Source organism: Pseudoduganella sp. R-31 (assembly GCF_049913235.1).
Classification (GTDB): Bacteria; Pseudomonadota; Gammaproteobacteria; order Burkholderiales; family Burkholderiaceae_D; genus Rugamonas.
This window is the reverse complement of sequence record NZ_CP183986.1, coordinates 6,602,430-6,629,149: the sequence shown is the minus strand read 5'-3', so window position 1 is coordinate 6,629,149 and position 26,720 is coordinate 6,602,430. Positions and strand designations below refer to the sequence as shown.

Genomic DNA, 26,720 nt, shown 5'->3' with positions numbered 1-26,720 from the left:
CCTGACCCGCAGGGTCAGGCACTTTCTGCGCAAAGGCCGTCGTGCAAACAGCGCCAACGGCTTGCGAGCTACCGGTTTTAAGAAAGAAGATACCCACAACGTATTTGGAGAAGCAGATGAAACAAATGCCACAAGAGTTGCGCAAGCAAACGCTCGAACTGGTCAAGGCCAGCGGCCCGATCGCCCAACTGATCGAAGCCTGGCTCGGCTCCCTGGACGATGAAGACCTGGCCGACCTGTCCCCCGGCAGCCTGGCCCCGGTCCTTGTGGAAGGTTTCACCCAGCTTGCCAAGCGCACCGCTTCCGGCTGCCAGATCGCCAAGCTCCAATACGAAGAAGCGCGCGGCGGCCACGCCACCGCGCTCCTGATCGTCAACGACGACATGCCATACCTGGTCGACTCCATCGTGATCGCCATGCGCAAGCTGCGCGTCGGCTCCAACGGCGTGCTGAACGCCGTGCTGCCGGTGCGCCGCAGCGCCGACGGCAGCGTGGAAGCCGTCGGCCAGAAAGGCGACAAGCTCGAATCGATGGTCCTGTGCCTGCTGTCCGAAAAGCTGGAAGACGGCGCACTGAAAGAACTGACCGACCGCATCGAGATGGTGGCGCGCGACGCCGCCGTCGTGAAGCGCGACCTGGCTGCAATGAAGGACCGCCTCACCGCCGTCTCTACCGACTCGGCCGGCCACGGCGAAGAAGGCCAGGAGGTCGCAGCTTTCCTGCAGTGGGCGCGCGACGAAGGCTTCGAAGTGCACGGCTATGCCTACTACCAGGTCAAGCCGGGCGCACGCGAACTGGAACGCGACATCCCTAGCCGCATCGGCGTTCTGCAGGACACCGCGCACCCGATCTACGGCACCTGCCTGGCCAATATCCCCGGCGACTTCGACACACTGTCCAAGCGCGCCCACACCCTGTCGATCGTGAAGGCCGACGTGGGCGGCACGCTGCACCGCGACCAGTCGCTGGACTTCATCGGCGTGCGCCACACCGACGGCAAGGGCGCCATCCTGGGCGAGCATTGCTTCGTCGGCCTGTTCACCCGCGCCGCCAACCTGACCCCGCTGGCCCGCCTGCCATTCGCGCGCGGCCGCATCGCGCAAGTGCTGAAGATCGCCGGCGTGCGCGAAACCGGTTTCCGCGCCGAGAAATTCATCGAGATCCTGGAATCGCTGCCGCGCACCGAAGCGCTGGAAGCGGAACCGGAATGGCTGGCCGAAGTCTGCGGCGCCGTGGTGTCGCTGTACAAGCAGCCGCGCGCCAAGGTATTCGCCCGCCGCGACGTGTACGCCCGCCACCTGAACGTGCTGGTCTACCTGCCGCGCGAACGCTACTCCGCTTCCGTGGCGCATGCGCTGGCGCGCGCCCTGCAGGAAAGCTCCGGCGCCACCCACGTCAGCTCGCAAACCCTGGTGTCGGACGGTCCGCTGGCCCGCCTCTACCTGATCGCCCACGCTGCGCGCTATCCGCTGGACCTGGAAAGCGATATCCAGCGTCCGCTGCTGACGGTGCTGGACGGCTGGCATGACCAGTTCTCCGAACTGGCCGACAAGGTCGGCGAAGAACCGCTGCGCAACAGCCTGCGCAAGCTGTGCTCCACCCTGCCGGTCGACTACGTGGCTGCAACCCCGCCGGCCGTTGCCTTCCACGACCTGGACAAGATCCTGCGCAATGGCGTGGACGAGCGCGTCGCCGTGCGCGTCGAACTGCCATCCGAAAGCAACGCCGCCACCACTATCCGCCTGTACTCGGTGGACGGCGTACCGGCCCTGTCCTCGATCCTGCCAGCGCTGCACAACGCCGGCGTGGCGATCGAGCGTGAATCGGCGCATACCATCCGCACCGCGGACGGCAAGAAGCACTACGTGACCAGCCTGGCTGTCGATGCGCAAAGCGCGCTCGAACTGTCCCGCCCTGGCGTGGTGCAGGTGGCGGAAGACCTGTTCAACGCCCTGTTCAACAACGAAGCCGAAGACGGCCGCCTGAATGGCCTGGTTGTCGAAGGCGGTCTGCGCCTGCGCGAAGTGCAGCTGGTGCGCGCTTACATGAGCTACTGGCGCCAGGCCGGCACCCAGTTCACCGTGCGCTACATGGCGGAGATCCTGCGCCGCCATCCAGCGCTGGTGAAGGAGCTGGTCGACGCATGGAAAGAGCGCTTCGATCCGGCCCTGCCGGAAGCGACCCGCACCGCAGCCAAGGACAAGCTGCTGGCCATCAAGGGCCGCTTGTCCTCGATCAACCACGCCGACTCCGAAGTGATTTTCGCGGCCATGATCGACCTGATGCTGGCAACCCTGCGCACCAACTATTTCCAGAATGCTGGACAGGGCGACAAGATCATCTTCAAGTTCGACACCAGCAGCCTGCACCTGGTGCCGGAACCGCGTCCGTTCCGCGAGATCTATGTGTTCTCGCGCCGCTTCGAAGGCGTGCACCTGCGCGGCGGCCCGGTGGCGCGCGGCGGCCTGCGCTGGTCTGACCGCATGGAAGATTACCGCACCGAGGTGCTGGGCCTGGTGAAGGCGCAGATGGTGAAGAACGCCGTGATCGTTCCTGCCGGCGCCAAGGGCGGCTTCGTCTGCAAGCAGATGCCGAAAGACGCGCCGCGCGACGTGGTGGCAGCGGAAGGCGAAGCAGTCTACCGCCTGTTCATCGCCAGCCTGCTGGAAATGACCGACAACCGCGTGCTGGGCAAGATCGTTCCACCTGAAGACACGGTCCGCTACGACAACGACGACCCATACCTGGTGGTGGCTGCCGACAAGGGCACCGCGACCTTCTCCGACATCGCCAACAGCATCGCGGTGAAGCGCGGCTTCTGGCTGGGCGACGCGTTCGCGTCGGGCGGCTCCAACGGCTACGACCACAAGAAGATGGGCATCACCGCCAAGGGCGCGTTCGAGGCGGTCAAGCGTCACTTCTACGAAATGGGCCACGACATGAACACCACCCCGTTCACCGTGGTGGGCGTGGGCGACATGTCGGGCGACGTGTTCGGCAACGGCGTGCTGCTGTCGAACCAGATCAAGCTGCTGGCGGCCTTCGACCACCGCCACATCTTCCTCGACCCGAACCCGGACACCGCGAAATCCTTCGCCGAACGCCAGCGCATGTTCGCGCTGCCGCGATCCTCGTGGGAGGACTACAACAAGGACCTGATCTCGAAGGGCGGCGGCGTGTTCCCGCGTACGGCCCGTACCATCGAGCTGTCGCCTGAAGTGCGCGCCGCGCTGGACATCCAGGAAAGCTCGCTGACGCCGGAAGAACTGATGCACCGCATCCTGCTGGCCCCCGTGGACCTGTTCTACAACGGCGGCATCGGCACCTATATCAAGTCGTCGACCGAAACCCACGCGCAAGTGAAAGACCGCGCCAACGACAATATCCGCGTCAGCGGCAATGAGCTACGTTGCAAGGTCGTGGCGGAAGGCGGCAACCTGGGTGCGACCCAGGCCGGCCGTATCGAATTCGCCCTGGCCGGCGGCCGCATCTTCACCGATGCGATCGACAACTCGGCTGGCGTGGATTGCTCCGACCACGAAGTGAACTGCAAGATGTGGCTGGACGTGGAAGTCAACGCCGGCCAGACCACCGAGGCAGCCCGCAACCAGCTGCTGAACGACATGACCATGGAAGTGGAACGCCTGGTCCTGCGCGACAACACCCAGCAAACCCGCTTGCTGGTGCGCGAATTCCAGGCACAGTCGGAAGCCCATGTGCAGGACGGCTACGCCGACCTGATCGCCGACCTGGAAGAAGAGGGCGCGCTGTCGCGCGAACTGGAGCACCTGCCAAGCGTGGCCGAACTGGCGCGCCGCAAGGCCGATGGCCGCGGCCTGACCACGCCGGAACTGGCGGTAGTCATCGCCAACGTGAAGAACCGCTACAAGCGCCTGCTGTCGGCCATGCCGCTGACGGATGAGAGCTGGGCGGAGAAGGTGCTGCGTCCTTACTTCCCTGAGCAACTGGTGGCGACCCGTCCACCGCTGAACCATCCGCTGTCCAACGCCATCCTGGCGACCGTGCTGGCGAATGAAGTGGTGAACCGTTGCGGCCCATTGATGATCCGCGACCTGGCCGCTGCCAACAACTGCAGCGAGCAGGACGTGATCCTGGCGTGGGGCCAGGCATGGTCAGCGCTGGACCTGGCGCCCGTCTTCGATACGCTGGATGCCGATGCGCTGAATGTGCCGCGCAATGTGGCGATGCGCGTCGATGCGCGCACCCGCGCCATGCTGAAGGCGGTGATGGAAGGCGTGCTGGGCGTACCGAAAGACCAGTTGCGCGGCGCCGGCATCGCCGAACTGACCAAGCTGTTCGCCGATCCTGCCACCGTGCGCAAGATGGCGGCCGACGTGCAGTCTGAAGCGGCAACCCACGGCGGCCTGCGCACTGAATTCGTGCAGGCGTGGAATGCGGTCGATGCGCTGGAAGGCGTGGCGGCGTTCGTGTTCGCCGCGCTGTCGGTCAAGCGTCCGGCGGGCATGGACCTGCCGGGCTTCCTGGCGGTTGGCATGGCGCTGCGTTCGCAGGCCGGTATCGATACGCTGGAGCGCGGGCTGAAACTGCCGGCTGTGTCGAAGTCGCAGGAACACCTGCGCAGCTACGCGCAGCAGGCCTTGCGCCGTACGCAGCAGAAATTGCTGTCGCAGGTGCTGGCTCGTGCGACCAACGGGCATGACGCGGTCGAAGCGGTCGAGCTGGTGACCTGCACCTTGGGCCTTTCGGGCTACGCGGCGTCGGCGGACCTGGAACAGGCAATGCTGGACGTGTGGGCGTTGTCGGAAGCGGTCAACGCGGTCGGCATGGCGGCCTGAAACCGGTAAACCGGCGGGGACTGGCCCTGGGTCCAGCCCCCGTCCCTCAATGCAAGTATGCGGCCGCCGCGTATAAGTGTCAGACCCTGCGGGTCTGACACTGGTTTACCGGTTTTAGCGGAGCAGAAAGTAAACAGCAACAAAAGAATGGCAGATAACCAAACCTTACCCCCCGCAGTCCGCGCCCTCGCTGAAGCAGACTTCAGCGCGGTTGCACGCAGTTTCGAACAGGCCGGCTTCGCGGTCGCCCAACCCGCCGACGGCATCCTCACCATCCGCAGCAAGCAGCAAGGCCGTCCAGCGATCCTGGTCTCGGTCGGCGTGCATGGCGACGAAACCGGCCCGATCGAACTGGTAGCCTACCTGCTCGACGCCCTCGCGCAAGAACCCCAAGCGCTGCAAGTCGACCTGATGCTCTGCGTCGGCAACATCGGCGCCATCCGCCAGGCCAAGCGCTTCATCGACGCTGACCTGAACCGCATGTTCCGCGCCGAACGCGGCACCCTGGCCGGCACTGCCGAAGCCGCACGTGCCGACGTCATGATCGCCGCCACCACCGAATTCTTCGAAAGCGCCGGCAAACAGCGCTGGCACCTCGACCTGCACACGGCCATCCGCCCAAGCGTCTACCCAACCTTCGCCATCGTCCCCGACCTGATTGCGGACGACGCCAAGCAGCAGCTGGTCGGCTGGCTGGGCGAAGCTGCCATCGGCGCCATCATCATGAACCCGTCGTCGGCAGGCACCTACAGCTACTACAGCGCCGAGCACCACGCTGCCGCCGGCACCACGATTGAGCTGGGCCGCATTGGCACATTGGGCCAGAACGACCTCACGCAGTTCGAAGACGCCAAGCTGGCCCTGGACCGCCTGCTGCGCGGCAAGGCGCCGCTGCAAGCCGCCAGCGAACCGCACGTCTTCAAGGTGGCCCAGAACATCATCAAGCTGAGCGACAACTTCAAAATGGCCTTCGGCAAAGAGACGCAGAATTTCACCGCGCTGAAGAAGGGCGATGAAATCGCCCGCGACGGCGATACCGTCTACACCGTGCAGCACGACGAAGAGCTGGTGGTATTCCCCAACCCCGACGTCCGCATCGGCCTGCGGGCCGGAATGATGGTCACGCGCGTGAATTGATGGATTGCGCTACACTTTCCGGACACTCAACGGAAAGGAGTAGCGCATGTCGCTGTCCATGTATAAAGTTTCCGCGCCCGTTTTCGTGCGCGGCCTGAACGTGATGGCAAGCCTGCTGCGCAAGGCGCAAGCCCACGCGGAGGAAACCGGCAAAGTCCCGGAAACGCTATTGTCGGCCCGGCTGGCCGACGACATGCTGCCGCTGACCGCCCAGGTGCAGCGCGCCAGCGATACCAGCAAACTGTCCATCGAACGCCTGAGCGGCATCGCCGCACCGAAATTCCCCGACAACGAAGCCAGCTTCGAGCAGCTGCAGCAGCGCATCGCGAACACGATCGCTTACATTGAAAGCGTGGGGGAGGAGCATTTCGCGAACAGCGAAACGCGCGAGGTGGCATTAAGTTTCGGCAGCTTCAAGCCAACTTTTACCGGCGAGAGCTATCTGCTGACTTTCGCGCTGCCGAATTTTTACTTCCATGTCGTGACGCTGCACGACATCTTGCGGAACCAGGGCGTCAAGATCGGCAAGATCGATTACCTGGGACCTTACGAAGGTTAGATGCTGACGTGCAGGGCGTAGGTTGCGGCCATGGTCAGCAGGAGCACGCTCACTGAAATCGCCTTCATCGGATTGAAGCGGGTCGAAACGGTCGGGATTTTTCGGTACATGGCAGGCTCCTTCTCAGTAGCGGTTTTGCATGCTTCGCAGCTTATCAATGCATGCCGCGCCGAGCTAGGCGCAAGCCTGTATCAATAGTAAGCACTTGTAACTTTATGAGCCATCTGTTTTCCCCTTATGCCCTGGGCCCGCTGGACCTGGCGAATCGCATCGCCATCGCGCCCATGTGCCAATACTCCGCCAACGACGGCCTTGCGACCGATTGGCACATGATCCACTACGGCCACCTGGCGCTGTCCGGCGCCGGCCTGCTGATCCTGGAAGCGACAGCCATCTCGCCGGAAGGCCGCATCTCGCCGGCCGACTTGGGGCTCTGGTCGGACGAGCACCAGCGCACGCTTGCGCCCATCGTGCAGGCGATTCGTCGCCATTCGCCGATCAAACTGGCCGTGCAGCTTGCGCATGCGGGCCGCAAGGCCTCCAGTGCGCCGCCGTTCGAAGGCGGGCAAGCCCTGGCGCCGGGGCAGGGCGGCGGCTGGCAGACGGTTGCACCTTCCGCGCTGCCGCATGCGGCTGCCGATCCTGCGCCGCTGGCACTCGATGAGGCGGGCCTGGCCAAGGTCAAGGCCGATTTCGTGAGTTCCGCGCTGCGCGTGCATGCCCTCGGCATCGAAGCGATCGAGCTGCACGGCGCCCACGGCTACCTGCTGCACCAGTTCCTGTCGCCGCTGGCCAACCAGCGTAGCGACCAGTACGGCGGTTCGCTGGAAAACCGCATGCGCTTCCCGCTGGAGGTGTTCGACGCCGTGCGCGGCGCCCTGCCACGCGACGTGGCGATCGGCATGCGCGTTTCGGCCTCGGACTGGGTCGAAGGCGGTTGGGACATCGAACAGTGCGTAGCGCTGGCGCATCAGTTGAAACGGCGCGGCGCCGACTTTATCCACGTCTCCAGCGGCGGCGTATCGCCGTTGCAGCAGATCCCCCTCGGTCCCGGCTACCAGGTTCATTTTGCGCAGCGCATCAAGACGGAAACAGGCATGCCAACCATTGGCGTGGGCCTGATCACCGAGCCGTTGCACGCCGAAGCGATCATCGCCAACAACCAGGCCGACATGGTGGGCCTGGCGCGCGCCATGCTGTACAACCCGCGCTGGCCATGGCATGCGGCGGCGGCCCTGGGCGCCCGGGTTGCTGCACCGCCGCAGTACTGGCGCTCCCAGCCCCGGGAATTGACAAACCTGTTCGGCGAAACGCGCCTCGGGCAGCGTTAAAACACGTGGCTCCGTGGGGCGCTCGCCACGGTTGCCATTCCGGCATCAAAATCCTTTAGGTACAGCAACTGCGAGGTCTTATAATCGTGGGGTTTTTTTGTCCTGAAGGATATGCCTGTGAATCAATCGCTGGTCCAGAAGCTGACCCGTACCAAGCCGGTCCCGGTGGAGTCGGATGCCGGCACGAGCCTGCACGGGGAGGGCCTTAGCCGCTCCATCGGGCTGTTTTCGCTGACGATGATTGGCGTCGGCGCCACGATCGGCACCGGTATTTTCTTCACCATGGTCGAAGCGGTGCCGAAAGCTGGCCCCTCCGTCGTGCTGTCTTTCCTGCTGGCCGCGCTGACCGCAGGCCTGACCGCCCTGTGCTACGCCGAGCTGTCCTTCCGCGTGCCTGCAGCCGGTTCCGCCTACTCATTCGCCTACCGCACGCTGGGCGAGTTCATGGCCTTCATCGTCGCCTTTTGCCTATTGCTCGAGTACGGGCTTGCCGCCAGTGCAACGGCGATTGGCTGGTCCGACTACCTGAACAACTTCCTGGTCAACGCCTTCCATTGGCAGATCCCGGAAAACCTGCGCTCGCCGATGATCGTCTCGACCCCGAACGGAACGGTGTGGCATATGGATCACTTCAACCTGCCGCCAGTGATCCTGGTGGCGCTGTGCTGCTTCCTGCTGGTGCGCGGCGCCAAGGAATCGGCTACCGCCAACGCCATCATGGTGATGATCAAGCTGGCGATCCTGATCTTCTTCTGTGCCGTCGCCTTTACCGGCTTCGACACCAATAACTTCACGCCATTCCTGAAGCCGACGCCAGGCGAATGGCTGCCGGGCGCCAGCGGCATTGCCGCCGCAGCAGGAACCGTGTTCTTCTCCTTTATCGGCCTGGATACCATCGCAACCGCCGGCGAGGAAGTGCGCAACCCGAAGCGCAACGTCCCGATCGGCATCATTGCCGCGCTGCTGCTGGTGACCGTGTTCTACATGCTGGTCGCCATGGCCGCCATGGGCGCGCAGCCGGCCCATATGTTCGAAGGCCAGGCCGCCGGCCTGTCCGTGATCCTGCAGAACGTGACCGGCAAGGCCTGGCCTGCGCTGATCCTGTCGGCCGGCGCCGTGATCTCGGTCTTCTCCGTGACCCTGGTAACGATCTACGGCCAGACCCGTATCCTGTATGCGATCGCCAAGGATGGCCTGGTGCCAAAGGCATTCCAAAGCGTGAATCCAAAGTCCCATTCGCCTGTTGCCAATACGCTGATCGTCAGCGTGGTGGTTGGCATTGTCGCCGGCCTCGTCGATTCCACCTTCCTGTGGGACATGGTATCGATGGGCACCCTGACTGCCTTTATCGTGGTATCGATTGCGGTGCCGGTGCTGCGTTCGCAGGAGCGCGCAGCTGGCACATACAAGAAGGGCGGTTTCCGCGTTCCTTTCGGCCCGTATTTCGTGCCGGGCCTGAGCATCGTCGCCTGCGGCTACCTGATGATCAACCTGTCGCACGCCACCAAGATGATTTTCACTATCTGGATGGTCGTTGCGGTGCTAACCTACTTCATCTACGGAATCCGGAACTCCAGGCTTAACAAGGTATAAACAATGCAGGTCAAAGCAATCGCCCACACAGCATTCCTGGCTACGGCCATAATCTCTGGGGCGGTTGCCCAGGCGGGGTCTCCGGGCTCCGCCATCCGCGACTACCGCTCGGTTGCGATTTCCCCAGCCGGCGACCGCGTCGTGTCGCTGGAATCCATCGACACCGGCAATGGCAAGCGCCCGCACCCCACCGTGGTCGTTCGCAATGCCGCGACCGGCGCCATCGCCGCCGAATTCGATCCTTGCTCCACATGCAGTTATGACAAGCCGTCCTGGTCGCCGGACGGCAAGGCGCTGGCCTTTGTCGCCAGCGACAAGCGCGCTTCTTCGGCGTGGCTGTACATCGCAACCGGCGGCAAGGCGCGAGCACTGGCCACCGTGCAAGGTGTCGCCAGTACCGCGCGCTGGTCTCCGGACGGACGTACGCTATCGCTGCTGGCCACCATCGGCGCGAAAAAGGAAACCGGCGCGACGGCTGCCGGCGCGCGCCTGGTAGGAGAGATCGGCGCAGAGGAAGATGCGCAGCGCATCGCCACCATTCCGGCCGCTGGCGGCACGCTCAAGCTGGCGTCGCCTGCCGATACCTTCATCTACGAATACGACTGGACGCCGGACGGCAAGGGTTTCATTGCCAGCAGCGCCAAAGGCAATGGAGACAACAACTGGTGGATGGCCAAGCTTTCCCAAATTGATGCCGCCAGCGGCGCACTGCGCATCGTGGCCAGCCCTGCCACGCAGCTGAACATGCCGCGGGTCTCGCCCGATGGCCGCACCGTGGCCTTCATTGGCGGCTTGATGAGCGACTTCGGCTCTGTGGGCGGCGACGTCTACACGGTGCCGCTGGCGGGCGGCGAGCCGGTCAACCTGACGCCTGGCTTCAAAGGCACCTTCAATACGCTCGCATGGCGCGGCAAGGACTTGCTGGCCAATGCCCTGATGGGCGAGAAGTCGACCGTGCTGTCCCTGGATCCGCAGGGCCATAGCACGATCCTGCGCTCCGTCGCCGCGTCGACCGGCGCAGGCGACGGACGCATGTCGTTCAGCGACGACGGCAGCAAGGCCGCCGCACTGCAGGAAGACTTCGAGCACGCACCCGCCATCGTGGCCGGCCCGGTTGGCGCCATGCGCGCGATCACCGACGACAATGCCCACCTGGCACCGCAAGTCGCGGTACAGAATATCAGTTGGAAGAGCGAAGGCTTTAACGTACAGGGCTGGCTGATCGGTCCCCGCACCCTGGTGCCGGGAAAGAAATATCCAATGATCGTGCAGGTGCACGGCGGTCCTGCTGCCGCGGCATCGCCGCGCTACATATCGCCGGGCGAGCAGGGCAACCCGCTGCTGCGCGAACTGGTGGAAAAGGGCTATTTCGTCTTCCTGCCCAATCCGCGCGGCAGCTTCGGGCAGGGCCAGGACTTCGCCCGCGCCAATCGCCGCGACTTTGGCGGCGGCGACCTGCGCGACATCCTGGCCGGCATCGACGCCGCGGCGGATGCGGCACCGGTCGATGCCAATCGCTTGGGGCTCATGGGCCACTCCTACGGCGGCTTCATGACCATGTGGGGAGTGACGCATTCGCAGCGTTTCAAGGCCGCCGTTGCCGGCGCCGGCATCGCGAACTGGATCTCCTACTACGGCCAGAACGGCATCGACCAGTGGATGATTCCATTCTTCGGAGCTTCCGCTTACGACGACCCGGCGATCTACCGCCAATTGTCGCCGATCGAGTCGATCAAGGTGGCGCGCACCCCAACGCTGGTGTACGTCGGAGAACGCGATGTCGAATGTCCGCCCGTGCAGTCGATGGAGTTCTGGCACGGCCTGAAGGCGATGGGCGTGCCGACCTCGCTGGTGATCTACGAGGGCGAAGGCCACAGCATCCGCGAGCCGGAGCACCAGCAGGACCTGCGCAAGCGCACCATCGAATGGTTTGGACGTTACCTGGGCGAGTAAGCGAGCGATGCGATTGCGGTACAAGATGATGACGGCCCTGCTGGCGACAGGGCTTGGTTCTGTGGCCCTGGTGGGCGCGGTCGCCTACGTCAGCGTAAACTACAAGGTCGACTCGCTGCGCCGGCAGCAGGCGGCAGAGCATTTCCATACCTACATGACGGCCTACCTGGCCGAGTATGGCGACTGGCAGACCGCCATCGCAACGGAATCCTTCGACCGCTTCGTGCGGCGCCAGGAAGGCGAGCGGCGTGGCGGCGCCGAGCTGCCCAGCGAAATGCTGGAGCGCATGCCGCCGCGCATCAACAACCAGGCGCGATATGCGCCGCCGCCGCAGGCCGGCATCTATGTGCCGCGCGAAGGCGGCGGACCACCGCCGGATCCGAACTTGCCTGCCGCGCGCCGCAGCAGCGGCACCCCCGCACCGGATGGAGGCTTCCCGCCGCCTGATTATCGCGGTGCGCCGCCAGATCCCACCTTGCCCGCTGTCCGGCGCCCGCCGCGCGATGGCTTTGGTCCTATGCCGGAAGCGCGAGAGCAGCACCCGCCGGGCGAGATTCCCGGTCCGCCGCCGCGCCGCGACGGACCGCCTCCGTTCCGCTTCATCCTGACCGATGCTGACTACCGTGTGCTGCTTGGCGGCGGGCAGCTCCACTATGGCGAAGCACTGCCCGAAAACCTGCGTTCTTCGGCGCGTGCCATCGTGGTAAAGAACCAGACCGTCGCCTACATGTCCTCGGAGGGCACGCTGGCACCGACGCCGCAGGAACAGAAATACCTGGATGCCCTGTACAACTCGCTGTTGTGGGGCATTGCCGCCGCGGCAGGCCTGGCAACGCTGCTCGGCGTGCTGCTGAGCCGCGGCCTGTCGCGCAGCCTGAGCGGCCTTACCAGGGCCGCCAAGCGCATGCAGAAAGGCGAGCTGCGGCAGGAGGTGCCGGTGCAGGGCAAGGACGAAGTAGCCGCACTGGCAACTGCCTTCAACGCCATGAGCGCGCAACTGGCGCACAGCCACGAAGAGCTCAATACCTCGCACGCCACTATCCTCGAACAGGCGGAGCAGCTGCGCGAACTCAGTATCCGCGACGCCCTGACGCAACTCTATAACCGCCGTCACTTCGACGAGCAGGCCAACACCCTGTTCAACCAGGCGGTGCGGCACAAGCGCCCGCTGGCGCTGGTCATCTGCGATATCGACCACTTCAAGAAGATCAACGACACTTATTCGCATGCCACCGGCGACACTGTGCTGCGCCACGTCGGCAGCATCTTGCGCAAGCATATGCGCCTGTCGGACCTGGTTGCGCGCTACGGCGGCGAGGAGTTCGTCATGGCCTTCCCCGAAACCGGAGGACCGCAAGCTGTTGCCTTATGCGACAAGCTGCGTGCGCTGATTGAGGGCTTCCCATGGCATGAAGTACATCCGGACCTGAAGGTGACCATGAGCATGGGCGTCTACGCCGACATCGCGGCCGGCAGCGCCGAGACCATGCTGCAAAAGGCTGATGCGCTGCTTTACCGCGCAAAGGAATCGGGCCGCAACCGGGTCTGCCACGCTTGAAGCCAGGTGGTATCCTTGCCCTTTCATCAATGCATAGGACACGAACCAGTGCGTATCGTCTCAAGCTTTGTTCTCGCCGCAGCAATCAGCCAGCATGCTTTCGCAGCGCCTGATGTCGTTCCGGTCGAACTGATTAACGGACTTCCATTCATCAACGTCGCGGTCGGGGCTGCATCGACCCGTGCCATGTTCGATTCCGGCGGCAAGCTTGGCATATCGCTGCCTGCCGCGGTCATCGAGAAGGCGGGCACGGTCAAGGTCCTCGACGAAAAGAAGAAGTTCAAGGACATTCACGGTAACGTTTATGAGGTGCCGCGCCTCCTGGCTGAAAAAGTCATTGTTGGTTCGACCCTGCTCGCGCCGGTGGCCGGCCAGGTCCACACGACATGGGGAGGCGCTCCGGAAGGACCCGAAGCTGAACTGACACGGGCGCGTGAAGGCGGTTCGATCGGCCTTGAGGCATTCGCCAACTTCCCGCTGCTGTTCGATTACAAGAGGCGGACCATGTCGATCCTCGATGCCGAACAGGCGGCCCTGCTCGGGACGCCGGAGTGGCGCTCGCTTGATCTGCGATACGGCGGAGAAGGTCCGGTGGTAACCTTGGTCGCGGGCGGCAAGCAGCTCAAGTTCGTGCTGGATACCGGCGCGCAGGTCAACCTTGTCAAGCGCGGCCTGGCTTGCAACACGGCTCAGGCTTGCGAGTTGCGCGACATCAGCGGATCGCTGATGCTGGATATGAAGGTCTATCACACCAACCTCGATGGCGCACCGTTTGACGGAATCCTGGGCGCGCCCTTTTTCCGCGGTCATCGCGTTGTGTTTGATGTGAAAGGCGGGAAGTTGTACGTCGCACCGAACAAGGCTTGATTGGAAACCGAATGAAAATTGTCCATCCTGCGGCGTTGATCCTGGCGCTCGCCTTGTTGCCGTCACATGCGGCGGAGCCGGCGGCAAACTCGGCATCGATTCGCCAGGAGCATGGCGACAACGTGGCGGTCATCCGCGGCGAGACCGGAATCGCAGTCATGAACGGCGAAACGGTGGAGCTGAAGGACCGTATCGTCTACGTCAACGGGCGCTCGTTCGGCACTGTTCCCCGCGACTGCGAGATCAAATACGTCGTGTCCGGTGAGAAGCGGACCCTGTATGTCGACGGCAAGATTCGCGAACGGCTAGCGGGCAAATAAGTCGCCGGCAGAAAAGATGCGGTTCATCTCTTTGGCCGGAATGGCCTCTTCTGCATAGCTGAAAGTGCCGGAAGACTGCACTTCGGTTGCCGCGCGCAGCAAGGCGCCATAAGCTGCGCGGGCCAGCGAACCGCCCAGGCTCACGCGGGCCACGCCAAGCTCGCGCAGTTCGTCAACAGTGAGCTGGACACCCTGGAATCCCATGATTACGTTCAGCGGCCGGTCAACTGAGGACACGATGGCACGGATATCGTCTTTCGACTGGATGCCAGGCGCGAACAGGACATCCGCGCCCGCTTCCTGGTAGGCCTGCAGGCGCTGGATCGTGTCCCTGAGGTCCGGGCGCCCGTATAGGTAGTTTTCCGCGCGTGCCGTCAGCATGAATTTGAAGCCGAGCGAGCGGGCTGCCTGTGCCGCTGCGCGAATCCTTTCGGCAGCCAGGCCGATATCGTAGAGCGGCTGGCCGGCATTGCCGCTGGCGTCCTCGATGGAGCCGCCGACCACACCGGCCCTGGCAGCTTCGATGATGGCCTGGGCTGCCGCTTCCGGTGCGTCTCCGAAGCCGTTCTGCAGGTCCGCAGAGACTGGAAGGTCGGTGGCGGCGGCCAGCTCGGCCAGGTGCGGCATCATGGCCTGCGCGTCGACACTCAGGTCGCTGCGCCCTTGGGAAAAAGCGTAGCCGGCGCCGGTGGAGGCCAGCGCCCTGAAGCCAAGATGCTGCAGCAATCGCGCCGAGCCGCAATCCCACGGGTTGGGAATGACAAAACAGGCGCCGCTCCCATGCAGTGCTTCGAACTCCTTCGATTTCTCAAGCTGGCTTTTCATGATGTCCTCATATCGGCGGAAGCCCGTGCATGGCGCGGGCCTTGTTGCACTCCTGGGTGTACTCGGCGAAGTCGCGGCAGGTGGAGGAGCGTTCGCCGTAGATGCTGCAGCCGACCGCCTTGCCCACCTCCCCCTCAAGCGCGATGCAGCGCACCGGCCTGGATTCCGTGCCGCGCATGGCGGCACGGTGAGGCGTGATGGGTACCGTCAGGTGTGCGGGAACAGCTTCGCCCCAGTAGAACGAAACCCTGAAACTGGCGCAGCATGCGCCGCAGCTTTGGCAGTGCGACATCCCACTCCTCAATCACCGTTTGCAACGTTGCGAACAATCGCTTCGCTATGAACGATGATTTTATCCGCATCTGCCTGAAGCAGGCGGATGCGTCGCTGCACCAGCGGCCAGCCGGACCAGGCGACTTCCGGCTCGGCTAGGGGCTCGCGGCGCAGCGGTGCTGCCGGAGGCGTGGCGCCGGTATGGCGCGACAGTGCCACCGTCAGCGTGCGGCATACGGAGGCATGGCTGGCGTCCAGCATGGCATTCACCGCATCGCTCGGGATGTCGCGCACGTGGCGGCGCAGGATCGCGCGCAGGGCGGCAACGTGCGCCACCAACAAGTAGTTCTGCACGATGAACAGGTTGATGTCCTCCGCCGCGCGCTGCTTGCTTTCCGGCTCGTCCAGCATGCGCACCAGGGCGGCGCTCAGGGCGGCCAGCGAATCCATCAGCCGCTTGCGCTGGATGCGGTAAATGAAGTCGTTGCGGTACTTCCCTTGCAGCAGGTCGAAGCTGGCTTCCATATAGCTCAGGTTCACCGACAGCACTTGCCTGATCAGGTGCGGCAGCGATTGGTATTCCCAGTTCGCGAGCACGAAGCTGAAGGCAGTCGCGATCGCGGCGCCGACGAAGGTGTCCACCAGGCGCTCGGAGATCAGGTTGCTGCTTGGCGCGACCAGGTACATCCACAGCAGGATCATCACCGACACTGCAATCGCCGCGTAGCGGTAGCGCAGGTAGATGAAGGTCGGGGTGGCGATGCAGGACAGCACCAGCACCGTCAGGATTGCCGCAGGGTGGTCCATGAACTTCAGCACCACGGCCGTGATGATGCAGCCGATGATGGTGCCGACGATGCGGTCCGAGCGGCGCTGCTTGGTCATGCTGAAGCTGGGCTTCAGGATGATCACAATGGTCAGCACGATCCAGTAGCTGTGTGCCTTGTACGGCAGCATCGCGCCGATCGCCAGCCCGGCGGCAATCGCCATCGATACACGCAAGGCGAAGCGGAAGATCGGCGAATCCATGCGGAAGTGCGACAGCATGAGCTGCAGTTCGTACTTCTGCTGCGACAGGAAGGGCTGCATGTCCATGTCGCGCCAGAACGGCGTGTCTTCGTAGACCTTCTGGCTCGACACGTGCAGCTCGCCGATCATGCGGATGATGGCGGTGATCTTGTTGCGCTGCGCGCGCAGCACGGTGACCGCTTCACGCCGCGGCTTGCCGGCATCCAGGTCGTCCTGCAGGCCGGCGATCTGCTGCTCGAGCGCCGCCAGTTCGGGCGTGTAGTCGACTTCCGGGTAGGAAGCGCGCTTGCGGGTCACGGCATACGCGACGGATTCGATATCGCGCGCCGCCTTGTACGCCAAGTCGTGCAGGGTGCGCAGCGCGGGGGAGTCGAGCAGGTGGGTACGCAGCGACGCATAATCGGTGTGCGTGGCGAGCACCTGCTCGTACAGGTCCAGCATGCAGACGTGGATCTGCACCACCACCGCATCCTTGCGGTTGTTGTGCGCGCGCAGGATCAGGTCGCGCGAGGCCTGCTGGCGGTCCGCCAGCAGGGCCTGGTGGCGCACCAGCTTGTTGAACTGCTCGGTGAGGTTGTAGCGCGTGTCGTAGAAGTCGGCCTTGATGTCGATATAGGCCGCCAGCTCAAACAGCGCCTCCGCCAGCACCTGCTGCTTGATGCGGTGGCGCAGCACCCAGGCAATGCCCATGGCATAGGCCAGGTAAGCCAGTGCGCCAAGCATGAACAGGCCGGCGTGCGCGAACGACTGGGCCGGCGTCAGCACATGCTCGGTCGACATGGTCATGATGAACAGCGTCGCCAGTTGCAGCGGCATCGACTTCTTGCCATACACGACCATCATGCTGGCGAAGAAGCTCACCGCCACCAGCATCGGCATCAGCAGCCAGTAATAAGGCCCGCACAGGCTGATCAGCAGGGTGACGGCGGTGCATAGCAGCACCGATGCCATCATCTCGTTGAATTTGTGGCGCAGCGGGCTTGGCATGTCCATCAACGCAGTGCACAGCGCGCCAATGCCGATCGACATCGCGGTATGCGTGTCGGTCAGCCACATGGCCAGCGCAATAACGCCCACCAGGCCGGCGCCGAAGCGCAGGCCCAGGTGGAAGTAGTGACTGTAGAAGAAGGTGCGGGGGTCTAGTGCGTAGTGCATGGTCCCCGTCTTACACAATCGACAGGACAGGGTAGCGGCGCCATTCCGGCTCGCGCTGTCGCTGGCAGTTGTGGAAGATGAAGTGCAGCACTGCGTCCTTGTCCTTCACCAGCGCCGGGTTGGCGGCTTTCCAGTTCTCGAACTTGGCTTTGGTTTCCGGTTCGGCAGCCAGGATGTCGGCGGCCAGGTCTTCAAACACGTAGTCGGAGATGTTCTCCTTGCGCTCCAGGACGGAGTTGAATAAGCCCCAGCGGAAGAAGGAATCGTGGCCTTGCGGTTCCAGGGTCTCGACGGCGTAGCGCGCGTTGTCCTGGTCCAGCGAGATGTACCAGTCGCCGGCCCTCAGCTCGAACGTGCCCTCGCGCTTTTCGACTTCCACTTCGTCGTGGAACATGTGGCCTTCGTAGGCGGTCGGGCGCGATGTCACGCTGTTGATGTGGTAGTACTGGGCCTGCACCGTGGTCGGCGCTTCGATGCGTGTCATCTGCACGCCGTTCCACTGCAGGCGCTCGACCGCTTCGCGCCATTGCTGCGGCACGACGTAGGCCTTCGGCGCCCTGATCACTGCATCGGCGGGGAAGCGGTTGAACCACTTGATGTCGCGCGCCCATGGCTTGCTGCGGTCGTAGGACAGGCGGATGTAGTCGCCCAGCCTGGATGGGCTGCGCTGCGCCTCGTAGCCCTTGAAGTGGAAGGTGCCTGGATTCTCTTCGTCCATGCGCCAGGTGACGGCCCATTCCTTTTGCTTGCGCTGCGCGGCCTTGGTGGCCGCGCGCAAGGCCTTGATCTGTTCGCCGTGCTTGACGGTGAAGTTGCGCACGGTGTCGACCAGGGCGCGCATCGACTCGTAGCGGTCGGCGTAAGGCTTCAGCATATGCGTCTCCGGCATGAAGCCGATGATATTATGCAGGGCGGTGAAGCCGGTCGAGAAGCGTGCGGTTTCCAGGAAGTCGGCGATGCCGTCATCCGGGGTTTCCACCACAGGGTTCACGTAAGGGCAGGTCGGCCAGCCGGCGGCGGCCATGTCCTCATAGATCTGCGGCAGCATGGTGTCGCGCAGGAAGGCACCCAGTTCACCACCCAGCTTGTCGCATTGGGTGTGGATCAGGGTCATGGTGTAGCTGTAGTCGGCGCCGTTGGAAGTGTGGGTGTCGACCATCACGTCCGGGTCCCAGGCGGTGATCAGCTGGTTGAAGAACTTCGCGTTCAGCGTGTCGCATTTGACGAAGTCGCGGTTCAGGTCCAGGTGGCGGCTGTTGCCGCGGAAGCCGAACATCTCCGGGCCGTCCTGGTTGGCGCGCGAGGTGTTCTGGCGATTCAGGCAGCCGTCCACGTTATAGACCGGGACGAACAGCAGCACGGTCTTGCCCAGGCTTGCCAGCAGCTCCGGCTTGAAGCACAGGTCGCGCACGGTCGCCATGCAGGAGTCGATGCCTTCCGGCTCGCCAGGATGGATGCCGTTGTTGTTGAAGAAGACCGTACGGCCTTCACGCTTGATCGTTTCGCGGTCGAAAACGCCGTCGGCGCTGACCACGCCCACATGCAGGGGGATGCCGCCGTCCGACACGGCTGCCTGTTCAAATTTCAGGATATTCGGGAAGCGGCGTGCCAGTTCTTCGTAGAAGGCGATGCACTCGGTCCAGAGGGTAGTCTGGTTCTTATTGCCTTTTTCGTAAGGCGTGAGCATTTCTTGCATGGTCTGGATCTCAGGTTTCTGCATGTGGGGGGATCAGCGATTTTACCATTTGGCCCCGGGTTTAGCCCTTGCGGCCATTAGCCTCCACCCATTTCGCGAAAGCGGCGGCCCAGCCGGCCAGCACTTCCCTGGTCTTGTCGTTATTGACCTTGCCGTCTTCGCCGAGCAGGTTTTGGCCGGTGCCAATGTAGACCTCCGGGCCGGCCATGACGGGCGCGTTCAGCGTCACCATGGACTGGCGCACCTGCATATTGGCCGCAAAACCACCCACCGCTCCGATGGAGGCGGAAATCACGCCTACCGGCTTGGCAGCCCAGATGCTCTTGCCCCATGGACGCGAGCCGACGTCGATGGCGTTCTTCAGGGCGCCGGGCGTGCCGCGGTTGTATTCCGGCGTAGCGAAGACCACGCCGTCCACATTGCGCAGTTTGTCGCGGAAGGCAGTCCAGGCGGCAGGCGGAGTGTTGGCGTCGTCCAGGTCCTGGTTGTACAGCGGCAGGTCGCCGATGTCGACGAACTCGAATTGCAGCTCGGCTGGCGCCACTTCCACCAGCGCGTTGGCGAATTTGCGGTTCAGCGAATCCTTGCGCAGGCTGCCGACGATGAGGGCGATTTTCTTGGTCATGGGTGTGGCTCCTTGTAAAACAGACAATGTACATCAAGCGGGGAAAACATGCGCGTCCTGTCGCAGGGTGTCGTACAGGAACTGGCTGAGGGCCTTGATCCGTGCCACGTTGCGCAAGTCGCGGTGGCTCAGGACCCAGAGCTGGGTGTGGAAGCGCGGGTCTGGCGGGGCCAGTTGCTCCAGCGCGCGCTCGCGGTCGGCCAGCATGCACAGCAGGGGCGCCACGCCCATGCCGTTGCGCGCGGCATCGACCATGGTCACCAGGCTGTCGGTGCGCACCGCCACTTGCGACGGCGGCACGCGCTCGGCCAGCCATTGGGCAGCCGCCAGGTGGGACAGGCTGTCGTCCGGCGCCACCCAACGGTGCGCCGCCCAGTCATCGCGTGCGATGCCCTCGCGATCGACGCGGCGCAGGTAGGCGTGGGAGGCATACAGCGCCGTCGCCAGGGCACCCACCTTGCGTCCGACCAGGTTGGCCGGCGGCGTGTTCGACGGACGCAGCGCCATGTCGGCTTCGCGCTGGGTGAGGTTAAGGAAGCTGTTGTTGACAACCAGTTGCAGCTGCACCGCAGGGTGGGCTTCCTGGAAGCGGTGCAGGTAAGGCATCAGCAGGCCATGCGCCAGCGTGTCGGTGGTGGTCAGGCGGATGGCGCCGCGCAGTTCTTCATCCAGGCCGCCCACTTCGCGCTGGGCGCTGCCGATTTCCTCCTCGATGGGGCCAAGGCGGCCGCGCAGGGTCTCGCCGGCGCCGGTCATCACATAGCCGGACTGCAAGCGTTCGAAAAGGCGCACGCCGAGCGCCTGCTCAAGGCTATCGATCCGGCGCAGCACGGTGGAATGGTTGACGCCCAGCTCACGGGCTGCGGCCGAGATGGAACCGCCGCGCGCGACGGCAGCGAAGTAGCGCAAGTCCTCCCAGTCAAGTTTCTGCATATTTGCTTAACCGTTCTGCTGTTTTAGGGAATTTTAATGCGTTTTTGCGGGGCATACACTGGACTCCATCAAAACACGAAAGGAGCCGACCATGCTAACCCTGTACACCGCCGACACGCCCAACGGGCAAAAGATCACCATCGCCCTGGAAGAACTGGGCCTGCCGCACAAGGTTCACCATGTGAACCTGTCCGCGGGCGAGCAGCACCAGCCGCCGTTCAGCGCCATGAGCCCGAACCACAAGATTCCGCTGCTGGTGGACGACACCACGCCGGTCTTCGAATCGGGCGCGATCCTGATCCACCTGGCCGACAAGGCCGGCAAGCTGCTGCCGGCCTCCGGCGTGGAGCGCAGCGTGGCGCTGCAATGGCTGTTCCTGCAGGTGGGACATATCGGGCCGATGCTAGGGCAGTTGTGGTTCTTCCGCCATGGCGTTGCCAAGGGAAGTCCGCGCAACGAGCAGGCGCTGGAACGCTACGGCCGCGAGACCTTGCGCTTGCTGGGTGTGTTCGAAGAACGCCTGCACGACAAGGCCTTCCTGGCGGGCGACGAATACACGATTGCCGATATTGCCAGCTTCCCGTGGATACGCTCGCACCACGAGCTGGGCGTCACGCTGGCTGATTTCCCGGCGGTGGCGGATTGGGTCGAGCGCATAGGCGCGCGTCCGGCCGTGCAACGCGGCCTGGCCGCAGCAAAGCCATGATTGCCGCGTGGGGCCTGTTGCTGGCAGCGGCGCTAGTGGACATCGCCATGGCCGTAGCGCTCAAGCACGCCGAAGGCTGGACCCGGCTCTGGCCCAGCCTCTTCGGCCTGGCGTTCGCCAACGGCGCGATCGTGCTGCTGGCGATGGCCCTGCGCCAACTGCCGGTCGGCACAGCGTTTGCGGTCTTTACGGGAATTGGAGCGGCAGGCGCCGCCCTGGTAGGAATCGTCGCATACGGCGAAAGCGCCACACCGTTGCGGCTGTTGCTAATCGCCGCCATCATCGCCAGCATCGCCGGCCTCAAGCTCACAAACGGCTGAGCCCGTGTCACACCATGGGGTCACACCCCGAGAGTGACACGGGCTCAGCCGTGTAATGCTTGTGTTCGTGTCACACTTGGGGTGTGACCCCAAGGTGTGACACGAGCTGGGCCGTGGATTACTCGGCGTTCATTTCCTTCAGCAGGTTGTCGGCCTTGTCGATGTACTTCATGTTCCACAGCATGTAGCGCAGGTCGACCTGGATGTCGCGGGTCTTGGCTTTGTTGAAGTCCCAGTCCGAGATGATCGAGTCGAGCGTGCCGTCGAACGCCAGGCCTACCAGCTCGGCTTTCGAGTTCAGCGCGGCGGAACCGGAGTTGCCGCCGGTGATGTCCAGCGTGGCCAGGAAGTTCACCGGCACCGACTTCAGCTTGGGATCGACGTATTTGCCGAACTGCTTCTTGTTGATCGCGTCGAGCTGCGCTTGCGGGGCGTTGAACTCGCCTTCGCCGGTGGCCTTGGCTTTCACGCCTGCCACGGTGGTGAAGGCGGACCAGCCGGTGGTGCCGTCAGCGCCTTCCGCGCGGCTGGCGATCTTGCCGAAGGTCACGCGCAGGGTGCTGTTCGCGTCAGGATATACCGCCTGGCCTTTCGAATTCATGAAGGCGATCTTGGCTTTCATGTAGTTCGCGTAGGACTGCTGGATCTTGCCGGCCAGTTCTTCGCTGGCGGCTTCCTGCTTCATGCCTTCGTCGTACAGTGCCACGGCTGCCTTGATGAAGGCATCGTCGCTGGCCTTGAAGTCTTCCGGCTTCTTGCCCAGCCAGGAGGCGCGGAACTCGCCGTCTTCCAGCTTGGAGCCGGCGTACAGCTTGTCCAGCGCCGCCGACAGTTCGGCTTCGCTCATGCCGGCCTTGATGCCCAGCACGGAGTCGAATACAGCGTTGTGCTCCGCCGCCGGCTGTGCGTTGTATTGCTTCAGGTTGTTCAGCACGATCGCCTTGTCGACCTTGGCCACATACGTCTTGTTGACGCCTTTGACGGATTGCTCGATGCGCTTGACGTCGCGTTCCTGGTAGCCGGCTTTGCGGTCGGCGTTAGGCTTGGTGCTTTCGTTGGCCAGGCGGTACATCGCACGCGCCACGGTCAGCATGGCTGGCGAGGAGCGGTCGTAGAAGAAGTCGCGCTTGTTCTCGGCGTCGCGCTGGGCGATCAGCTTTTCCACGGCTTCCAGGTCGGCGCCGAAGCTTGCCTTGCGCTTGGCGTCGGCGTTTACCCATGCCTTCAGTGCTGCGTGTTCGGCGGTCTTGCGCTCGAGGACATCGCTGCCTTCGTAGCTGTTCAACATGCCCTTGCGGTTCTTGTAGTAGTTGTTGATGTTGGCGACGCGGCCGGCTACCTTCAGGGCCGCATCGCGGTCGCCCTTGGTTTCGCGGTCGATGATGGCCAGGGTCTCGTTCGAGTTCTGGATGAAGGCCGGGTATTCGAAGCCGAAGGTGTTCGACACTTCGGACGGCAGGCGGTGGCGGTTGGTGCGGCCAGGGTAGCCCAGCACCATCACGAAGTCGCCTTCCTTCACGCCTTCCTTCGCCAGCTTCAGGAACGACTTGGGCTGGTAAGGCACGTTGTCCTTGGAGTAGTCGGCGGCCTTGCCGTCCTTGCTCACGTAGGCGCGGTAGAAGCCGTAGTCGCCGGTGTGGCGCGGCCACATCCAGTTGTCGGTGTCGCCGCCGAATTTGCCGACGCCGGCTGCCGGCGCGTGCACCAGGCGCACGTCGCGGATTTCCAACTGCTTGATCTGGTAGAACTCCAGGCCGCCGTAGAAGGACGACACTGTGCAGCGGTGGCCTTCATCCTTTTCGCATTCCGCTACCAGGGCCTTCTGGTTCTTCTCGATCGCGTCCACGCGCGCCTTGCCCTGCAGCTTGGCCACTTCCGGGGTGATGATCTTGTCGGTGACGTTCAGCACTTCCTTGGTCACGAACACGCGGCTGCCCGGCGCGGCCGGCAGTTCCTGGTCGAGGCTGTGCGCCACGAAGCCGTTGGCCAGCAGGTCGCGTTCCTTGGTCGAGTTGACCGCCACGCTGTTGTACACGCAGTGGTGGTTGGTCACGACCAGGCCCTGCGGCGACACGAAGGACGCGGAGCAGCCGCCCAGGCTGACAATGGCGTTCATCGGGAACTCGGTCAGCTTGGTCAGCGAGGCTGGGTCCAGCTTCAGGCCGGCGGCTTTCAGTTGCTTGGCTACTTGTGGTAGTTGCTGCGGCATCCACATGCCTTCGTCTGCGAAAGCTGCGGAGGTGGTGCTCAGGACGGCGAGCGCGAGGAGTGATTTTTTCATGGATCTTGAATTGGTTGTTGTAGCGGCCTTTGTTGCAGGCGCCCTAGAGTATCGGCACGGCAGCGCCTGGCGTCAACACCAAAAAAGCGGCCCAAAACTGAAGAAAATTTGCCGGGATGTTGAATTGTTGCGCTGCGGCATTGGTTGTATCAGCGCAAGTGGAGGTAGAGTTCGGTGGCTAGCGTCGAGAGCCAGGAGGTAAGGATCAGGATCGTCAGGCGGTCGAATTTGCGATCCATTCGCGCAATCAGCTCATCGTGGCGCCGCCGCCCTTCCGCATTCAGGGCATCGCTGCGTGCTAGCTGATGTTCAAATTTCGCTTCGCCCTGCGCGTGCTCGGCATCCATCCGGGCTAACTGGCGCTCGTATTTCGCGTCGGCCTGCACTTGCGCAGCATCCATCCGCTTCAGGATGTCTCGAAATTGCTCCCGAGTAAGTTCTGTCCATCAAGCGCTTTTTCGACATTGCTGATACGGTCATGCTCCGTCGGTCCCTGTGCCATCGCAGCCTCCCTTGCTATTGGTGCTGCGTGGGACGCCAGATACCACGGGAAGTTCCGCAAAGGCGAAAAAAAAGCCAGCGCCGCAGCGCTGGCCTGTGAGGAATCTTTACGCCCTATCTGACCCGTCCGCGGAAGACCAGGTTCACGATCGCCAGCAGGATCACCGCCCCGAGGAACGAGACCGCCAGCGACAGTACGCTGAAATCGTCCGTATTGATGGTGCCTGTTCCGAATAGCGGCGACAACAGCCAGCCGCCCAGGAGAGCGCCGACGATACCGACCACCACGTTGAGGAACATGCCCTGTTGCGCGTCCGTTTTCATGACCAGGCTGGCCAGCCAGCCCAGGATGCCGCCAATCACAATCCAGATAATGAAGTTCATATCCGCCCCCCTTATTGTTGATGATTCCAGTGTAGGACATGCGCGGACGGATATTCCGTGCGCGAACGTACAGATATGCAGGGCGCTGCGGCCTATCGTGTCCGGGACTCATGCAAAAAAGGGGGAATTCCCATGAACACTGCAGACAAGCAATCCCGCATGGTGACCGGCCTGTTTCGTGACCGCAACAGCGCCGAGCGTGCCTGGCAGCACGCCACCTCCCGCGGTTACGGCAAGGACGACATCAACGTCGTCATGAGCGACGATACCCGCCAGCGCTATTTCAGCGGCGAGCCGGGTACGGAGCTGGGTTCGAAAGCAGGGGAAGGCGCCGGCATTGGCGCCAGCGTTGGCGGTGCGATCGGCGCCGCCCTCGCTGCCGTGGCGGCCATGGGCACCACTCTGGTGCTGCCCGGCCTTGGCGTCGTGGTGGCTGGTCCGCTGGCAGCCGCGCTGGCAGGCGCCGGCGCTGGCGGCGTGGCCGGCGGCTTGGTGGGCGCCCTGATCGGCGCCGGCATCCCTGAAGAACGCATCAAGCACTATGAAGAAGGCATCCGCTCCGGCGGCATCCTGATGGGCGTGCATACGCGCGATTCGGTCGACGCGGCCGATATTGAAAGCGCGTGGAAAGAGAGTGAAGGCGAGCACGTGGTGGGCGTCGGCGTCGGCACCACCGGCGGCGCGCTGGCTGGCGCTGCTGCCGGCTCACCTGCGGGCCTGCCGGGCATGGTGGCCGGCGCCGTAATCGGCGGCGTAGCGGGCGCCTTTGTCGGCAAGGGGACGGCGGAAATCGTCAACCCGAAAGCGGAGGACGATGAGGATGACCACAACCTCGCCACCGGCGTCGGTGCGGGCGGCGGAGCGGCAGCCGGCATTGCAGCCGGTGCGGCGGCCGGGCCGGTCGGCATGGCTGCGGGCGGCGCCATCGGCGCGCTGGCTGGCGGCATGGCAGGCCAGGGCATCGGCACCCTGCTCAACCCGAGCGAAGAACGGGTCTACTGGCAGGACCACTACCGCAACGAAGCCTACTTCAACCCGACCTTCGACTACGACGATTACGAGCCAGCCTACATGCTCGGCTACACCGCACGCCAACGCTATCGCGGCACGTGGGAGGAGCTGAAAGACCAGCTGGAACGTGACTGGGAAACGGTGAAGGGCAAATCGCGCATGGCATGGGAACACGCCAGGGATGCGGTGCGCGCGGCCTACGAGCGGGAACTCCCGTAACGGCCGCGTTCGTGTCACACCATGGGGTCAGGCTCTCGGGTGTGACACGGGCTGGAGTATTAGTCGGCCTTGATGGCTTCGACCTGGATTGCCAGCTTCACTTCGGGAGCGAAGGCTGGGGTGGCGTAGTTCAGGCCGAAGTCGGTGCGCTTGAATTCAGCCGAGGCGTCGGCGCCGCAGACTTCGCGCTTGTAGCGCGGGTGCATGATGCACTTGAACTTGTTGACCTTCAGGGTCACCGGCTTGGTCACGCCCAGCATGGTCAGTTCGCCTTCCACGGCTACCAGCTGGTCGCCTTCGAATTTGAAGTTCTTGCCCTTGTAGGTCACGGTCGGGAATTTCTCGACGTTGAACATGTCAGGCGACTTGGCGTGGGTGTTCATCTTGTCCATGCCGAAATCGATCGAGGCCGCGTCAATGGTGATGTCCATGCTGCCGGTCTTGGCGGCGAGGTCCATCTGGATGGTGCCGCTGGTCTTGTCGAACTTGCCGCGCCATACCGACAGGCCCATGTGGTCGGCTTCAAAGCTTGGGAAGGTATGGGTCGGGTCGATGTTGTAGGTCGCGGCGTTGGCGGCAACAGCGGATACGGCCAGCAGGGCGGCGGTCAGGAACTTCAGTTTCATG

Annotated in this window: 22 protein-coding genes; 12 read left to right on the top strand and 10 right to left on the bottom strand. The window is 63.6% G+C overall.

Annotation, left to right across the window (positions count from 1 at the left end; all coding sequences use genetic code 11):
• Positions 1-116 precede the first annotated feature (116 nt).
• The 9 genes from ACN9MY_RS30225 (at position 117) to ACN9MY_RS30185 (ending at position 14,135) form a co-directional block, all read left to right on the top strand.
• The gene (locus tag ACN9MY_RS30225; RefSeq protein ID WP_426336582.1) at positions 117-4,817 is read left to right on the top strand and encodes an NAD-glutamate dehydrogenase domain-containing protein; all 4,701 of its coding nucleotides are present in this window, start codon (positions 117-119) and stop codon (positions 4,815-4,817) included.
• 147 nt (positions 4,818-4,964) lie between these two features.
• Positions 4,965-5,954 carry a succinylglutamate desuccinylase gene (locus ACN9MY_RS30220; protein ID WP_426336581.1) on the top strand — a complete coding sequence of 330 codons (990 nt, stop codon included), beginning with the start codon at positions 4,965-4,967 and terminating at the stop codon, positions 5,952-5,954.
• Positions 5,955-6,000: 46 nt separating this feature from the next.
• A complete protein-coding gene (locus ACN9MY_RS30215) occupies positions 6,001-6,513 on the top strand; it encodes a DUF1993 domain-containing protein (RefSeq protein ID WP_426336580.1) in 513 nt (170 codons plus the stop codon).
• 215 nt (positions 6,514-6,728) lie between these two features.
• Complete coding sequence (locus ACN9MY_RS30210) at positions 6,729-7,844, top strand: NADH:flavin oxidoreductase/NADH oxidase (RefSeq protein ID WP_426336579.1); 1,116 nt, start codon at positions 6,729-6,731, stop codon at positions 7,842-7,844.
• Between the two features lie 117 nt (positions 7,845-7,961).
• Complete coding sequence (locus tag ACN9MY_RS30205) at positions 7,962-9,437, top strand: APC family permease (RefSeq protein WP_426165896.1); 1,476 nt, start codon at positions 7,962-7,964, stop codon at positions 9,435-9,437.
• 3 nt (positions 9,438-9,440) lie between these two features.
• A complete protein-coding gene (locus tag ACN9MY_RS30200) occupies positions 9,441-11,390 on the top strand; it encodes a prolyl oligopeptidase family serine peptidase (RefSeq protein ID WP_426336578.1) in 1,950 nt (649 codons plus the stop codon).
• A 7-nt stretch (positions 11,391-11,397) separates the two neighbouring features.
• Positions 11,398-12,948 carry a diguanylate cyclase gene (locus ACN9MY_RS30195; protein WP_426336577.1) on the top strand — a complete coding sequence of 517 codons (1,551 nt, stop codon included), beginning with the start codon at positions 11,398-11,400 and terminating at the stop codon, positions 12,946-12,948.
• A 48-nt stretch (positions 12,949-12,996) separates the two neighbouring features.
• A complete protein-coding gene (locus ACN9MY_RS30190; protein WP_426165890.1) occupies positions 12,997-13,815 on the top strand; it encodes a hypothetical protein in 819 nt (272 codons plus the stop codon).
• A gap of 11 nt (positions 13,816-13,826) precedes the next feature.
• Positions 13,827-14,135, top strand: coding sequence for a hypothetical protein (locus ACN9MY_RS30185; protein WP_426165888.1), 309 nt, complete (start codon positions 13,827-13,829; stop codon positions 14,133-14,135).
• On the opposite strand, the gene ACN9MY_RS30180 is transcribed toward ACN9MY_RS30185, so the two are convergent.
• Genes ACN9MY_RS30180 through ACN9MY_RS30155 form a run of 6 tightly spaced genes read right to left on the bottom strand, consistent with a single transcriptional unit; the run spans position 14,121 to position 20,671 of the window.
• Positions 14,121-14,960 (bottom strand): isocitrate lyase/PEP mutase family protein, encoded by an 840-nt coding sequence (locus ACN9MY_RS30180; RefSeq protein WP_426319574.1) that lies wholly within the window; start codon positions 14,958-14,960, stop codon positions 14,121-14,123. The genes ACN9MY_RS30185 and ACN9MY_RS30180 overlap by 15 nt on opposite strands.
• Before the next feature lie 7 nt (positions 14,961-14,967).
• Positions 14,968-15,252 carry a YkgJ family cysteine cluster protein gene (locus ACN9MY_RS30175; protein ID WP_426319573.1) on the bottom strand — a complete coding sequence of 95 codons (285 nt, stop codon included), beginning with the start codon at positions 15,250-15,252 and terminating at the stop codon, positions 14,968-14,970.
• Positions 15,253-15,260: 8 nt separating this feature from the next.
• Entirely contained in the window at positions 15,261-17,417 is a 2,157-nt protein-coding gene (locus tag ACN9MY_RS30170) for an FUSC family membrane protein (RefSeq protein WP_426165882.1), read from the bottom strand.
• Positions 17,418-17,427: 10 nt separating this feature from the next.
• On the bottom strand, positions 17,428-19,137 hold the full coding sequence (locus ACN9MY_RS30165; RefSeq protein WP_426336576.1) for a M14 family zinc carboxypeptidase: 1,710 nt from the start codon (positions 19,135-19,137) through the stop codon (positions 17,428-17,430).
• A gap of 37 nt (positions 19,138-19,174) precedes the next feature.
• Positions 19,175-19,738, bottom strand: a complete 564-nt coding sequence (locus ACN9MY_RS30160) for an NADPH-dependent FMN reductase (protein WP_426165878.1) — start codon at positions 19,736-19,738, stop codon at positions 19,175-19,177.
• A 33-nt stretch (positions 19,739-19,771) separates the two neighbouring features.
• On the bottom strand, positions 19,772-20,671 hold the full coding sequence (locus ACN9MY_RS30155; protein ID WP_426336575.1) for a LysR family transcriptional regulator: 900 nt from the start codon (positions 20,669-20,671) through the stop codon (positions 19,772-19,774).
• 91 nt (positions 20,672-20,762) lie between these two features.
• On the opposite strand from ACN9MY_RS30155, the gene ACN9MY_RS30150 reads away from it, so the two are divergent.
• Positions 20,763-21,377: a glutathione S-transferase family protein gene (locus ACN9MY_RS30150; RefSeq protein ID WP_426165874.1), complete on the top strand. Its 615-nt coding sequence runs from the start codon at positions 20,763-20,765 to the stop codon at positions 21,375-21,377.
• A complete protein-coding gene (locus ACN9MY_RS30145) occupies positions 21,374-21,697 on the top strand; it encodes a DMT family transporter (RefSeq protein WP_426165872.1) in 324 nt (107 codons plus the stop codon). The genes ACN9MY_RS30150 and ACN9MY_RS30145 overlap by 4 nt, the downstream gene beginning before the upstream one ends.
• A 118-nt stretch (positions 21,698-21,815) precedes the next feature.
• Here ACN9MY_RS30145 and ACN9MY_RS30140 read toward each other — a convergent pair whose 3' ends face one another.
• The 3 genes from ACN9MY_RS30140 to ACN9MY_RS30130 all read right to left on the bottom strand — a co-directional run bounded on the left by ACN9MY_RS30140 (position 21,816) and on the right by ACN9MY_RS30130 (position 24,863).
• Positions 21,816-23,978 carry a S46 family peptidase gene (locus tag ACN9MY_RS30140; protein WP_426165870.1) on the bottom strand — a complete coding sequence of 721 codons (2,163 nt, stop codon included), beginning with the start codon at positions 23,976-23,978 and terminating at the stop codon, positions 21,816-21,818.
• 149 nt (positions 23,979-24,127) lie between these two features.
• Positions 24,128-24,379 (bottom strand): hypothetical protein, encoded by a 252-nt coding sequence (locus tag ACN9MY_RS30135; protein WP_426165868.1) that lies wholly within the window; start codon positions 24,377-24,379, stop codon positions 24,128-24,130.
• 214 nt (positions 24,380-24,593) lie between these two features.
• Entirely contained in the window at positions 24,594-24,863 is a 270-nt protein-coding gene (locus ACN9MY_RS30130) for a GlsB/YeaQ/YmgE family stress response membrane protein (protein ID WP_130309989.1), read from the bottom strand.
• A 132-nt stretch (positions 24,864-24,995) separates the two neighbouring features.
• Here ACN9MY_RS30130 and ACN9MY_RS30125 point away from each other — a divergent pair, with 132 nt between their 5' ends.
• A complete protein-coding gene (locus ACN9MY_RS30125) occupies positions 24,996-26,093 on the top strand; it encodes a hypothetical protein (protein ID WP_426165866.1) in 1,098 nt (365 codons plus the stop codon).
• A gap of 59 nt (positions 26,094-26,152) precedes the next feature.
• Here ACN9MY_RS30125 and ACN9MY_RS30120 read toward each other — a convergent pair whose 3' ends face one another.
• Positions 26,153-26,719 carry a YceI family protein gene (locus tag ACN9MY_RS30120; RefSeq protein ID WP_426165864.1) on the bottom strand — a complete coding sequence of 189 codons (567 nt, stop codon included), beginning with the start codon at positions 26,717-26,719 and terminating at the stop codon, positions 26,153-26,155.
• Position 26,720 lies beyond the last annotated feature (1 nt).